Genomic DNA, 12,017 nt, shown 5'->3' on the forward strand with positions numbered 1-12,017 from the left:
CCGCCCAGCCGAGGAGCACCGTATGAAGCCCCCCGTCCATCAGGAGCAGGGACCGGCCACCACCCTGCCGGTCGGCTCGCCGACCGCCGTCCGGGCCTACCTGCGGCTGCTCGCCCGGCGCCACCGGGCCGGATTCGCCGCGGTGGTGGGCCTGCACTCGGTGGCCACCGTGGCCGCACTGGTCGGGCCCTGGGTGCTCGGCACCCTGGTCGAGTCGCTGGCCACCGGCACCGCCGAGTCCACCATCGCGGTCGCCGTCGCCTGGTACCTGCTGGCGCTGGTGGTGCAGTCCGCCTTCACCTGGTGGTCGCGGCTGCGCGGCAGCGTCCTCGGCGAGCGTGTGCTGGCCGACCTCCGGGAGGACTTCCTGGTCCGGTCGGTGACGCTGCCGACCGGCGTCCTGGAGCGGGCCGGTACCGGGGACCTCGTCTCCCGGGGCACCACCGACATCGACCGGCTCGACAAGTCCGTCCGCGAGGCGGTGCCCGAGCTGGCCGTCGCCGTGGTCTCGCTGCTGCTGGTGCTCGGCGCCCTGGTGGTGACGTCGCCGCTGCTGGCCCTCACCTCGCTGATCGGCCTGCCGCTGCTGCTGGCGAGCTCCCGCTGGTACTTCCGGCGGGCCCCGCAGTCCTACCGCAACGAGTCGGCCGGCTACGCCGCGGTGAACACCGTGCTGGCCGAGACGGTCGACGCCGGGCGGACGGTCGAGACCCTGCGCCTCGGCGACGAGCGGGTCCGGTTGACCGACCGCAAGCTCGGCGAGTGGCTCGACTGGGAGCGTTACACCCTGTGGCTGCGGTCGGCCTGGTTCCCGACCATCGAGGCGGTCTACACCCTGGCCGTGCTCGGGACCTTGATGCTCGGCGGCCTGTTCACCCTGCGGGGGTGGATCACCGTCGGCCAGTTGACCACCGGGGTGCTCTACGCCCAGGCGCTGACCGGCCCGGTCGACCTGATCCTGCGCTGGTACGACGAGCTGCAGATCGGGCAGGCCTCGCTGGCCCGGCTGGTCGGGGTCCGCGAGGTGCCCGAGCACGAGAGCGACGAGGACGCCCGCCCGGACGGCCGGCAGGTCCGGGCGGAGGGCGTGCGGTTCGGCTACCGCGAGGGCGCCGACGTGCTGCACGGCATCAGCCTGGACGTCGCCCCGGGCAGCCGGGTCGCGCTGGTCGGGCCCTCCGGCGCGGGGAAGTCCACCCTGGGCCGGCTGCTGGCCGGGATCTACGCGCCCGGCCGGGGCCGGGTGACGCTCGGCGGGGCGGCGCTCTCGCGGATGCCGGCCGAGCGGGTCCGGGCCCAGGTGGCACTGGTCAACCAGGAGCACCACGTCTTCGTCGGCACCCTGCGGGACAACCTGCGGCTGGCCGCGCCGGAGGCGGCCGACACCGAGCTGCGCGCCGCGCTGGACGCGGTGGACGCCGGGGGCTGGGTGGACGCGCTCGCGGAGGGGCTGGACACCGAGGTCGGCTCGGGCGGCGCCGCGCTGACCGCGCCGCAGGCGCAGCAGCTGGCGCTGGCCCGGCTGGTGCTGGCCGACCCGCACACCCTGGTCCTGGACGAGGCCACCTCGCTGCTGGACCCGAGGGCCGCCCGGCACCTGGAGCGCTCGCTCTCCCGGGTGCTGGAGGGCCGGACGGTGATCGCCATCGCGCACCGGCTGCACACCGCGCACGACGCGGACGTGATCGCCGTGGTCGAGGGCGGGCGGATCAGCGAGTACGGCAGCCACTCCGAGCTGGTCGCGGCCGGCGGTCCGTACGCGGCGCTCTGGCGCTCCTGGCGGGACGAGCGGTAGCCGGCGGCCGGCCTCGGTGAGGCGGCGCGAACCCGCACGGGGGCGAGTTGCCCCGTGCGGGTTACTCCCGGGCGCGTAACCGGACAAGTCGGCCGATCGGCCCGCAGACTGCGCGTGTGACCAAGATTTCAGACGGTTCGTCCGGCTCCAAGCGCAGCGAGATCGCCGGCATCCCCACCCGGTACATCGGGATCGGCGTCATCGTCGTGCTCGCGCTGTGGTTCCTGTTCGCCAACCTCGACAAGGTGAAGATCCAGTTCTGGGTGTTCACCGTCACCGCGCCGCTCTGGATCGCCCTGCTCGCCACCCTGCTCGCGGGCGGCGCGCTGGGCTGGCTGCTGAAGGGGCGGCGCGACAAGTGACCGCGGCGCCGGGGCCGTCCGCGTTCGAGCCGCTGATCGAGATGCGCGGTGTCAACAAGCACTTCGGTGAGTTGCACGTGCTGCGGGACATCGAGCTGACGGTGGGGCGCGGCGAGGTCGTGGTGGTGATCGGACCCTCCGGCTCGGGCAAGTCCACGCTCTGCCGGGCGATCAACCGGCTGGAGCCGATCGAGTCCGGCACCATCACGATCGACGGCCGGCCGCTGCCCGCGGAGGGCAAGGGTCTCGCCCAGCTGCGCGCCGACGTCGGGATGGTGTTCCAGTCCTTCAACCTGTTCGCCCACAAGACCGTGCTGCAGAACGTCTCGCTGGCGCCGATCAAGGTCCGCGGCCGGCCGCGGGCGGAGGCGGACGCGAAGTCGCGGGCTCTGCTGGAGCGGGTCGGGCTGGTCGCGCAGGCGGACAAGTACCCGGCGCAGCTCTCCGGGGGCCAGCAGCAGCGCGTCGCGATCGCCCGCGCGCTCGCCATGGAGCCGAAGGCGCTGCTCTTCGACGAGCCCACCTCGGCCCTCGACCCCGAGATGATCAACGAGGTGCTGGACGTCATGCGCCTGCTCGCGCACGAGGGCATGACCATGGTGGTGGTCACCCATGAGATGGGGTTCGCCCGCGCGTCGGCCAACCGGGTGGTGTTCATGGCCGACGGGCGGATCGTCGAGGACCGTGCCCCCGAGGACTTCTTCGGCGCTCCGGAGAGCGACCGCGCCCGGGACTTCCTGTCCAAGATCCTGAAGCACTGAGGCGGCGCCGTGACGAGGAAGTGGATGCTCGCCGCCGCGGCCCTGATCGCCCTGCTGGCCGGCTGCGGCAAGGAGGGCACGCCGCCGCCGAAGGGCCCGCAGCCCAGCGCGCTGCCCAGCTACCAGGTGCGGGACGCCGCCGGCCTCACCGGCTCGCCCACCCTGGACGCGGCGCGCGCCCGGGGGCACCTGGTGGTGGGGGCCAAGGAGGACCAGCCCTACCTCGGCCAGAAGAACCCGGCCACCGGGGAGTACTCCGGATTCGACATCGAGATCGCCAAGATGGTCGGCGCCGACCTGGGCTTCGCCCCCGACCGGATCGAGTTCCGGACGATCGCCTCCGCCAACCGGGAGACCGCCCTGCAGAACGGGCAGGTCGACTACTACGTCGGCACCTACACCATCAACGACAACCGCAAGAAGCTGGTCGGCTTCGCGGGGCCGTACTACCTGGCCGGCCAGTCGCTGCTGGTGCGCCGGAACGACGACACCATCCACGGCCCGCAGGACCTGAACGGCAAGAAGGTCTGCTCGGCGGCGGGCTCCACCCCGTACCAGCGGATCCAGAAGCAGTACCCCGACGTCGAGCTGATCGGCTACGACACCTACTCGGCCTGCGTGGACAACCTGATCACCGGCCAGGTGGACGCCGTCACCACGGACAACACGATCCTGATGGGCTACGCGGCCAAGGTGCCGGACGAGCTCAAGGTGGTCGGGCCGCTGTTCTCCGAGGAGCCGTACGGGATCGGTACGCCGAAGGACGACACCGTGCTGCGCGGCGCGCTGAACGACGCCCTGGCGCACCACGAGGAGAACGGCGACTGGAAGCGGGCCTACGACGCCACCCTCGGCCTGTCCGGGGTGCCCGCGCCCAGTCCGCCGCCGATCGACCGGTACTGAGAGGGCCGCGCCGTGAAAACCCTGACCGACAACTGGTCGACCTACTGGGAGGGCTTCCTCGGCACCCTCTCGCTGTTCGCGGTGAGCGCCGTGCTGTCACTGGTGCTGGGCGTGCTGATCGCCGGCTTCCGGGTCTCGCCGGTGCGGCCGTTGCGGGTGTTCGGGACGGTCTGGGTGACGCTGCTGCGCAACACCCCGCTGACCCTGCTCTTCTTCATCGTGGTGCTGGGCCTGCCGCGGTTCGACATCACGCTGCCGTTCTTCACCTTCGCGGTGCTCGCGCTCGGCTGCTACACCTCGGCGTTCGTCTGCGAGGCGATGCGGGCGGGGATCAACACCGTGCCCGGCGGCCAGGGCGAGGCGGCCCGGAGCCTGGGCATGACCTTCGGCCAGACGATGAGCGTGGTGGTGCTGCCCCAGGCGTACCGGTCGGTGGTCGCCCCGATCGGCAGTGTGATGATCGCACTGGCCAAGAACACCGCGATCGCCGGCTCGTTCAGCGTGACCGAACTGCTCGGCAGCTACCGGACCATCAACGAGCTGGGGTACAGCATCGTCTGGACCTTCGTCTGGATCGCCGTCGGCTATCTGATCATCACCCTGGCCGTCAGCGCCGTCTTCAACGTGCTGGAACGACGAGTGGCGGTGTCGCGATGACGGTGGAATCCTCGGCGCTCTACGACATCCCCGGGCCGAAGGCGCTCGCCCGGCACCGGTTGTACGGCGGGATCGCGCTGGTGGCGATCGCCGCGCTGCTCGGGTGGATCGTCTACATGCTGTTCCACACCAACCAGTTCACCTCCCAGAAGTGGATGCCCTTCGAGTACAAGGGCGTCCAGGAGCTGCTGCTGCGCGGGCTGGGGAACACGCTCAAGGCCTTCGGGTGGACGGTGCTGCTCGCGCTGCCGTTCGGCGCGCTGTTCGCCGCCGGGCGGCTCTCCGACCACCGGGTGGTGCGCTGGTTCTCCACCCTGGTGGTGGAGTTCTTCCGGGCCATGCCGGTGCTGGTGATGATCTTCTTCATCTTCGTCGCGCTCAAGGTGGAGCCGCTCTGGGCCCTGGTGGCCGGCCTGGTGCTGTACAACGGCTCGGTGCTGGCCGAGGTGTTCCGGGCCGGTGTGCTGGCGGTGCCCGGAGGACAGCGCGAGGCGGCGTACGCGCTGGGCATGCGCAAGACCCAGGTGATGGCGTACGTCCTGGTGCCGCAGGCCAACCGGGCGATGCTGCCGGCCATCATCAGCCAACTGGTGGTGGCGCTCAAGGACACCTCGCTCGGGTTCCTGATCACCTACGAGGAGTTCCTGCACGCGGGCAAGCTGATCGCCACCAACCTGGACTACGACCTGCCGTTCATCCCGGTGGTGATGGTGATCGCACCGGTCTACATCGGGATGTGCCTGGCCCTCTCCTGGCTGGCCCGCTGGGTCGAGCGCCGCAGCCGGCGCAGCCCGAGCACACAGGGCGGCGCGCCGGTGGCCGAGGCCGGGCTGGTGCTCGGGCTGCCGCCCGAGGAGTAGGAGCGGTGTCGCGGGAACCCTGTAAACCATAGGTACGATCGGGATCAGCTCCGAGAACTCCAAAGTCTGCTTATGATTCCCTCGGACCAGGGGAGCGGGCAGGTGGAGGGGCAGTGGAGCCGGTATTCGACTCGCGGCACATCAGGACCTTCCACGAGGTCGTCCGGGCCGGCTCCTACTCGGCCGCCGCCCGTGAACTCGGCTACACCCAGCCCGCCATCACCCAGCAGATGAAGGCGCTGGAGCGGTCCGTCGGCGTGCCGCTGTTCACCCGGGCCGGGCGCGGGCTGCGCCTCACCGAGGCCGGCGAGGCACTCGCCCGGCACGCCGAGCTGATCCTCGGCAGCCTCGCCGCCGCCCAGCAGCAACTCGGCGCGCTCGCCCGGCTGCGCGCCGGGAGAGTCCGGGTCTGCGCGTTCCCGAGCGCCAACGCGACCCTGATACCCCAGGCGATGGCCCGGCTGCTCGCCGAACACCCCGCGGTCCGGGTCGAACTGCTGGAGGCCGAACCGCCCGACTCCGTGCAGCGGCTGCTGCGCGGCGAGTGCGACATCGCGCTGGCCTTCCGCTACCCGGGCGCCCCCGCCGAGCTGCCGCCCGAGCTGGACGAGATCCCGCTGATGGAGGACCTGCTCACCGTGCTGCTGCCGGTCGGCCACCCGCTCGGCCGCCGGCACGCCGTCCGGCTCGCCGACCTCGACGGTGAGCGCTGGATCGCCGGCTGCCCGCGCTGCCGGGCCAATCTGCTGCACGTCTGCGCGGAGGAGGGCTTCGCGCCCGACATCGTCTTCTCCACCGACGACAACCTCGCGGTGCAGAGCCTGGTCGCCGCCGGGGTCGGGATCGCGCTGATGCCCGCGCTGGTGCTCTCCTTCATGTGCCACCGCAAGGTCACCGGGCGCGCCGTCGAGCCGCACCTGCGCCGCCAGGTGAGCGCGTACGTGCTCCGCGAGCACCGCCGGATCCCGGCCACCGCGCTGGTGCTGGACAACCTGCGGTCCGCGGCCGCGGCGCGGGTGGGCTGCTGATCGGCGTCGGGCCACGGATGACGGCGGGTCGCTGATCGGCGTCGACCCATAAGCGGGGGTTGGGAAAGACGAACGAACCCTCCTTGGACGTGATGGGTCGTCCGGGTCGAACCTGCTGCCATGACACCCTCAGCCACGGTCGGCGGCGACCGGCTCACCGAGCGAATGACCGCCCTGGTCGGCGAGATCCGCGCGGTCGTGGACCGCGGCCTGCCGCCGGAACTCACCGCCTACCTGGTCGGCGAGCGGCTCGCCCCGCACCTGGGGGACCCCGACCTGCTCACCGACGCGCAGCGCGAGGGCGATCCGGAGCGCTACCGCCAGCACGTCCTGCACGCCGAGGCCGACGGCGGCTTCTCCGTCGTCGCGCTGGTCTGGCTGCCCGGCCAGCAGACCCCGATCCACGACCACGTTTCCTGGTGCGTGGCCGGCGTCCACCAGGGCCAGGAGAGCGAGACCCGCTACCGGCTGGTCTCCGACGGGCGCACCGCCCATCTCGTGGAGACCGACCACGTGGTCGGCCCGGCCGGCAGCGTCGCCGCCTTCGCCCCGCCCGGCGACATCCACCTGGTCCGCAACGCCTGTTCCGCCACCGCCATCTCCATCCACGTCTACGGCGCCGACGTCGCCCGGCTGGGCACCAGCATCCGGCGCGTCTACCGGCTGCCCGCCGACGACCGGCGGTGAGCGCGCCGTGGCACTGATCCTCCGGGACCGGCACGTCCGCACCCGAGCCCTGCCCCCGCTCGGCGGGGACGCCCCCGGGCTGCTGCTCGCCGCGCTCGGCGTGGCCGCGGCGCTCGCCGTGCACGCGGCCGTCCCTGCCGTGCCCAAGCTGACCGCCGCCGTGGTGCTCGGGACGGCCGCCGCCCACCTGCCCGGCCTGCGGCCGGTGGTCCGCGGCGTGGCGCGGCCCGGTCTCTCCACCGCCGGGCGGCGGCTGATGCGGCTCGGCATCGTCCTGCTCGGGCTCAAGCTCGGCCTGGACGATGTGCTCGGCCTCGGCTGGGCCACCGTCGCCATGGTGATCGCCGTCGTGGCCGCCACCTTCGCCGGCACCCTCTGGCTCGGGCGCCGGCTCGGCCTGCCCGGCGACCAGCCGCTGCTCGTCGCCACCGGGTACTCGATCTGCGGGGCCTCGGCCATCGGCGCGGTCAGCCAGGCGGCCGGCAGCGAGGAGGAGGACGTCGCCGCCTCCGTCGCGCTGGTCACCCTCTGCGGCACCCTGGCGATCGCCGTCCTCCCGCTGCTCCACCAGCCGCTCGGGCTCGGCGACGCCGAGTTCGGGCGCTGGGTCGGGGCCAGCGTGCACGACGTCGGGCAGGTGGTCGCCACCGCGCAGACCGGGGGCGCGGGTGCGCTGCGCGAGGCGGTGCTGGTCAAGCTGATGCGCGTGGTGCTGCTGGCGCCGCTGGTCGCCGGGGTCGCCGTCGCGGTGCGGCGGGCACGCCGGGACACCCCCGCGGCCACCGGCAAGCGGCCGCCGATCGTGCCGCTCTTCGTGGCCGGCTTCCTCGCGATGATCGCGCTGCGGACCACCGGCGTGCTGCCCGACCGCGCGCTCACCCTGGCCGGGGACGCGCAGGAGCTGCTGCTGGCCGCGGCGCTGTTCGGCCTCGGCAGTGCGGTGCACCTGCCCACCCTGCTGCGCACCGGCGGGCGGATCGCCCTGCTGGGCCTGGCCTCCTGGGTGATGGTCGCCGGCGTCAGCTACGCGGGGGTGCTGATCACGACGTGACCGGCCCGGCCGGGACCTCCGCTATTGTCGGGCGGGTACGCGTTCGCCGAGCCGTTCCGTACCCGAACCTGGGAGGAAGCGCCGCATGTCCACCGCACTGCCCGAACGGGACGGTCACGAGGCCGTCGTCACGCTCGACCGGCGGGAGGGCCCGTTCGGCGAGGTGGTACTGCGCCGGCGCGGGGGGCACTTCGAGATCATCGCCAACGGCTGCTTCCTGATGGACACCGCCGACGGCCGCTCCGAGCGGCTGCTGATCCAGGCCGCGCTGGACGAGCTGGACCGGACCGGCGCCGCGGTGGAGCGGCCCTCGGTGCTGATCGGCGGGCTCGGCGTCGGCTTCTCGCTGGCCTACGCGGTGGCGCAGGCGCGCTGGGGCCGGATCGCGATCGTCGAGCGCGAGAACGCGATCATCGACTGGCACCGGAGCGGACCGCTCGGCGCCTTCTCCGACGGCGCGCTGGACGACGAGCGGGTGGTGGTGCTCCACACCGACCTGCTGGAGTACCTGGCGGCGGCGGACGGCGAGCGCTACCACGCGCTCTGCCTGGACATCGACAACGGTCCGGACTGGACGGTCACCGACTCCAACGCCGGGCTCTACGGCGCCGACGGGCTGGCCGTGCTCCGGCACCGGCTGCTGCCGGGCGGGGTGCTGGCGGTCTGGAGCGCGCAGCCCTCCCCGGACTTCGAGGAGGCGCTGCGCGCGGCGGGCTTCTCGGACGTGGTCACCCACGAGATCGAGGTGGCCCGGGGAGTGCCGGACGTGGTGCACCTGGCCCGCCGCGCCGACTGAGCGGCTCGCCGGGCCAGGTCGGGCCCGCGGTCTACTTCAGGCCGTTGTCCACCGCGGCCATCAGCTCGCCGTTGGGGGTGTCCCCGTCGAAGGCCCAGATCATCGCGCCGGCCAGCCCCTGGGACTTGATCCAGGCGGTCTTGCGGGCGATCTCGATCGGGTCGTCGTAGGTGTAGAAGACCGACCCGTTGTAGATGTACGCGTGGCCGGCCACCGGGTCCCGGTAGATGGTGTAACCACCGCCGGTGGCCATCTGCTTGAGCTTCTTGTAGTCCTCGAACCCGGCCTCGTAGGTCCCCGGGCCGGGGCCCGTGGCCGACTGGAACAGACCGTTGGTGGTGCCGCGCGGCACACCCGTCCAGCCGCGCCCGTAGAACGGGATGCCCAGCGTCAGCTTGCTCTTCGGGGCGCCGCCGTTGACGTAGGCGCCGATGGCGATCTCGGAGCTGAACTGGCGGTCCGGGGTGCTCGGGTCACCGGCCGCGAGCTTGATGGCGGACTGCTGGTTGGTGCTCATCTCCCAGCCGCCGTGGTAGTCGTAGCCCTGGATGGTGGCGAAGTCGAAGGCGCCGAACAGGCCGGGGATGTCGATACCCGCGGTGATCTTCGCCGGGTCGGCCGGGAGGAAGGCGCTCAGCGTGTAGTGCGTGCCGGTGGTGGTGCCGAGCGCGTCCAGCTGGCGGCGGAACTCCTGTGCCAGCAGGGTGTAGTTGGCCTTGTCGGTGGGCCGGAAGATGTTCCCGTCGTGGCCGCCGGAGGCCGGCCACTCCCAGTCGAGGTCGATGCCGTCGAAGATGCCCGCCGCGCTGCCCGCGCCGCCGCGGCCGTCGATGACCGGCAGGTTGCCCTTGATGTACATGTCGATGCAGGAGCTGACCAGCGCCTTGCGGGAGGCGTCGGTGGCGGCCGCGTCGGAGAACCACTTGCTGTACGACCAACCGCCCAGCGAGATCTGGATCTTGAGGTTGGGGTACTTGGCCTTGAGCTGCTTCAACTGGTTGAAGTTGCCGGCCAGCTTCTGGTCCCAGGTGTCGGTGGTACCGGCCACCGAGCTGCCCGCGTCCCAGCCCTTGCCGAAGTCGGCCCAGGCGTCACCGGCGCCGTCACCCGCGTTGGGGTCGTTGTCCGGCCCGGCCGCCTTGTTGGTGATGAAGCACTGCTTGGTGGTCGGGTGGATGTTGGCGAAGGCGTAGTTGAGCGTGGTGAGGCGGCCGGCCGAGCCGGAGGTGTCGAGCTGCTTCACGCTGTAGCCGCGGGCGTAGATGCTCCACTGGGTGAAGTAGCCGATCTTCAGCGCGCCGGGGTTGCTGCCGCCGGGCTGGGTCTTGCCGGTCACCGCGTTCGAGGCCGGGGAGACGTTGCCGGCCGCGTCGCGGGCCTTGACGGTGAAGGTGTACGAGGTGTCCGGTGCCAGGTTGCCCACGGTGGCGGAGGTGCCGGTGACGGTCGCGGCGAGTCCGGTGCCGTTGTAGACGTCGTAGGCGGTGACGCCGACGTTGTCGGTGCTGGCCCCCCAGGTGAGCGAGACGCTGTTGGCGTCCGAGCCGGTGACGACCGGGGTGCCGGGGGTGCTCGGGGCCTGCTTGTCCGGGTCGGTCGGCGGCTTGGTGGTCGCGCTCACCGGTCCGGCGGCGGCCGAGCGGTTGCCCGCCGCGTCGAAGGCCTGGACGGTGAACTGGTAGGCGGTGCCGGCGGTCAGGCCCTGGACGGTGACGCCGGTGGCGGTGCCGTCCGTGGTGGCCACCTTGGTGGTGCCCTGGTACACGTCGTACCCGGTGACCGCGACGTTGTCGGTGCTCGCGGTCCAGGACAGGTCGACCGTGGTCTGGGTGGTGGTGCCGGCCTGGAGGCCGCCCGGTACGCTCGGCGCGGTCTGGTCCCCGCCGGTGCCGTCGCACGGCTGGCCGTTCAGCTTGCAGTTGAGCAGCGGCTTGTAGGCACCCGAATAGGCGATGTTGAAGCCGAAGTTGTAAGTGCCGCCGGGCGGGAGGTTGGCGGCCCAGCCGGGGTTCTTCACCGTGATGTGCGAACTCGCCGTCGTGTAGGTCGCGTTCCAGAGCGAGGCGACGGTGTTCGCGGCCGGCAGGTCGAACTCCAGGGTCCAGCCGGTCAGGGGAGCGCTGGATCCGTTGGTGACGGTGTAGCTGCCCTCGTAGCCGCTGCCCCAGTCGCTGCCCTTGGTGAAGGTCGCCGTGGCGGAGCCGGCGGCGTGGGCGGCGGTGCTGGGCAGGGAGACGGCGAGCAGGGGGACGAGCAGGGTCCCGGCCGCCAGCAGGGGCAGCTTGATCCGACGTCTGCGCATGGATGTGGCTCCTGTCCTGGGGCTTCCGGGTAGGCCGGATCGCCCCGTTACCTGTGGGGAGGTGTCAGGTGCGTGGAGCTGCGTGCGGGAGCTCCGGGCCGTGGGGCGGCGCGGAACCGGAGCCCTCGGCCGTCGGGGTGCCGTGAGGATCCTGTGCTCCCCGAGGGTAGGGAGCCGGTCGGCAACTGGCAATAGGTCTGTACCAGTTGACGGTTGTGAACATGGCAGGACGGGCCGCGCGGGCCGGGTCGGACGGGCCTCCGGACCCGGCCCGGCCTGCCACGACGGGTGCGCGACGACGACGGGCGGCCGCCCCCCCTGCTCGGGGCGGCCGCCCGGTGCGGCGGTCCGGCTTCGGGTGCCGGCAAGGTGCTCAGCCGAAGGGGCTGGTCTCCGGCGCGGCGGTCGGCGCGGCCTCGGGAGCGGCGGGGGTGAGGGCGTCGGGCGGCAGCGGGGCGAAGGGGTTGAAGTCCGGCGGCGGGACCATGACGGGGGTGCCCTTGGGCCGGCGGTCCGGGTCGTCCGCCGCGTCCTCGGCCACCGGGCCGGCGGTCGGCAGGGTGACGGTCGGCGCGGGGACGGTCGGCGGGGCCGAGGGCGGCGGCGGTACCGGCGCCGCCTGCTGCGGGAGGGTGGTGCCGAACGGGTCGTTCGGCTGGTCGACCGTCACCGTGCCGAACGGGTCGACGGCCTGGACGGCGGTCGGCGCGGCCTCGGGGGCGGCGGGGGTGAGGGCGTCGGGCGGCAGCGGGGCGAAGGGGTTGAAGTCCGGCGGCGGGACCATGACGGGGGTGCCCTTGGGCCGGCGGTCCGGG

11 protein-coding genes and 1 pseudogene are annotated in these 12,017 nt (G+C 72.6%); 10 read left to right on the plus strand and 2 right to left on the minus strand.

From position 1 onward, the window contains the following. Window positions 1–22 precede the first annotated feature (22 nt). From ACIQTO_RS30385 to ACIQTO_RS30430, 10 genes are all read left to right on the plus strand, one after another. Entirely contained in the window at window positions 23–1,795 is a 1,773-nt protein-coding gene (locus ACIQTO_RS30385) for an ABC transporter ATP-binding protein (RefSeq protein WP_402394657.1), read from the plus strand. A gap of 116 nt (window positions 1,796–1,911) precedes the next feature. Then, complete coding sequence (locus tag ACIQTO_RS30390) at window positions 1,912–2,157, plus strand: LapA family protein (protein WP_402394660.1); 246 nt, start codon at window positions 1,912–1,914, stop codon at window positions 2,155–2,157. Between the two features lie 32 nt (window positions 2,158–2,189). Beyond that, window positions 2,190–2,918 (plus strand): amino acid ABC transporter ATP-binding protein, encoded by a 729-nt coding sequence (locus ACIQTO_RS30395; RefSeq protein WP_402394776.1) that lies wholly within the window; start codon window positions 2,190–2,192, stop codon window positions 2,916–2,918. 24 nt (window positions 2,919–2,942) lie between these two features. Continuing rightward, the gene (locus ACIQTO_RS30400; RefSeq protein WP_402394779.1) at window positions 2,943–3,821 is read left to right on the plus strand and encodes a glutamate ABC transporter substrate-binding protein; all 879 of its coding nucleotides are present in this window, start codon (window positions 2,943–2,945) and stop codon (window positions 3,819–3,821) included. A gap of 12 nt (window positions 3,822–3,833) precedes the next feature. After that, the gene (locus ACIQTO_RS30405; protein ID WP_402394663.1) at window positions 3,834–4,478 is read left to right on the plus strand and encodes an amino acid ABC transporter permease; all 645 of its coding nucleotides are present in this window, start codon (window positions 3,834–3,836) and stop codon (window positions 4,476–4,478) included. Next, window positions 4,475–5,338 carry an amino acid ABC transporter permease gene (locus ACIQTO_RS30410; RefSeq protein WP_402394665.1) on the plus strand — a complete coding sequence of 288 codons (864 nt, stop codon included), beginning with the start codon at window positions 4,475–4,477 and terminating at the stop codon, window positions 5,336–5,338. The genes ACIQTO_RS30405 and ACIQTO_RS30410 overlap by 4 nt, the downstream gene beginning before the upstream one ends. A gap of 113 nt (window positions 5,339–5,451) precedes the next feature. Further along, the gene (locus ACIQTO_RS30415; protein ID WP_402394669.1) at window positions 5,452–6,366 is read left to right on the plus strand and encodes a LysR family transcriptional regulator; all 915 of its coding nucleotides are present in this window, start codon (window positions 5,452–5,454) and stop codon (window positions 6,364–6,366) included. A 120-nt stretch (window positions 6,367–6,486) separates the two neighbouring features. Beyond that, complete coding sequence (locus ACIQTO_RS30420; protein ID WP_402394672.1) at window positions 6,487–7,053, plus strand: cysteine dioxygenase; 567 nt, start codon at window positions 6,487–6,489, stop codon at window positions 7,051–7,053. 13 nt (window positions 7,054–7,066) lie between these two features. Further along, on the plus strand, window positions 7,067–8,104 hold the full coding sequence (locus ACIQTO_RS30425; protein WP_402394782.1) for a YeiH family protein: 1,038 nt from the start codon (window positions 7,067–7,069) through the stop codon (window positions 8,102–8,104). 85 nt (window positions 8,105–8,189) lie between these two features. Continuing rightward, window positions 8,190–8,900, plus strand: a complete 711-nt coding sequence (locus tag ACIQTO_RS30430; RefSeq protein ID WP_402394674.1) for a spermidine synthase — start codon at window positions 8,190–8,192, stop codon at window positions 8,898–8,900. Window positions 8,901–8,931: 31 nt separating this feature from the next. Here the strand turns inward: ACIQTO_RS30430 and ACIQTO_RS30435 are convergent, their stop codons facing one another. Further along, the gene (locus ACIQTO_RS30435) at window positions 8,932–11,202 is read right to left on the minus strand and encodes a glycosyl hydrolase family 18 protein (RefSeq protein WP_402394676.1); all 2,271 of its coding nucleotides are present in this window, start codon (window positions 11,200–11,202) and stop codon (window positions 8,932–8,934) included. A 373-nt stretch (window positions 11,203–11,575) separates the two neighbouring features. Continuing rightward, a pseudogene (locus ACIQTO_RS30440) lies at window positions 11,576–12,017 on the minus strand (hypothetical protein); the annotation flags it as partial.

Origin of the sequence: Kitasatospora sp. NPDC091207 (genome assembly GCF_044768625.1) — a bacterium.
Classification (GTDB): domain Bacteria; phylum Actinomycetota; class Actinomycetes; order Streptomycetales; family Streptomycetaceae; genus Kitasatospora.

What these genes read in the sequence shown, in the direction of transcription:
- ACIQTO_RS30385 (WP_402394657.1), top strand. Translation starts at nt 23, where the DNA reads ATGAAGCCCCCCGTCCATCAGGAGCAGGGACCGGCCACCACCCTGCCG.
- ACIQTO_RS30400 (WP_402394779.1), top strand. Translation starts at nt 2,943, where the DNA reads ATGCTCGCCGCCGCGGCCCTGATCGCCCTGCTGGCCGGCTGCGGCAAG.
- ACIQTO_RS30410 (WP_402394665.1), top strand. Translation starts at nt 4,475, where the DNA reads ATGACGGTGGAATCCTCGGCGCTCTACGACATCCCCGGGCCGAAGGCG.
- ACIQTO_RS30420 (WP_402394672.1), top strand. Translation starts at nt 6,487, where the DNA reads ATGACACCCTCAGCCACGGTCGGCGGCGACCGGCTCACCGAGCGAATG.
- ACIQTO_RS30430 (WP_402394674.1), top strand. Translation starts at nt 8,190, where the DNA reads ATGTCCACCGCACTGCCCGAACGGGACGGTCACGAGGCCGTCGTCACG.
- ACIQTO_RS30435 (WP_402394676.1), bottom strand. Translation starts at nt 11,202, where the DNA reads ATGCGCAGACGTCGGATCAAGCTGCCCCTGCTGGCGGCCGGGACCCTG.